The sequence below is a fragment of the Mycobacterium sp. NGS68 genome (assembly GCF_059812195.1).
In genome coordinates, this window is the sequence record NZ_JCALCE010000086.1 from 1 (window position 1) to 668 (window position 668).

The window sequence follows — 668 nt, forward strand, 5'->3', positions numbered from 1 at the left end:
AATTCCTAACCCACGAGCCATAGCGGCACCGACAACGACACACCCGCACCATCACGCACTGCCCGGCGACGTGCACCAAACGCCTCTGCCGGATCGTAAAGCAATTCCGCCCCTCAGATCGGTGCTTTCAACAAACCGTCAACAAGATCACGCCGTCACTGCGTATTCGCATCCGCGCTCGCCGCAGTTACTGGCATGTGGCGGGGCGGTGACGGCTGCGCCCGGGGCTATCCGACCCCGGTGCGCGGCACCACGCTGGGCCGGTTCTGCACCACGTGCGGGCTCGCGCCGCCGCGGCCCATCATGCCGCCGGGCATGCCGGCGCCGGCGCCGCCCATACCCATCGGCATCGGCATCATCGGCATGCCGCCGCCCATCGGCGCCCCGCCCGCACCGGCGGCCGCAGCCATCTCGGCGGGCAGCCCAGCGCCCAGGCCCGACATGGCCATCGACCCCATGCGCGCCGGCACCGAGCCCTGCCACGTCGGCGGGACCGACATCGCGCCCACTAACCGCGCCTTGCCCAACTCCGCGCCCATCCCGGCGCCCATGCCGCCGCCCACGCCGCCGAGCGGCTTCATCGGATCGCCGACCAGCTTCGCCGCGTCGGCGCCGGCCATACCGGCAGTGGCCGCGTCCGCCAGGGCGGCGGGATGCGCCGCCGATCC

At 72.6% G+C, this 668-nt stretch carries 1 protein-coding gene; it reads right to left on the reverse strand.

The window, feature by feature from the left end; genetic code table 11:
* Positions 1-227: 227 nt before the first annotated feature.
* Positions 228-668: PPE family protein, SVP subgroup (locus tag AC5Y5V_RS31375; protein ID WP_499942972.1), on the reverse strand; the 441-nt coding region annotated here is incomplete at its 5' end.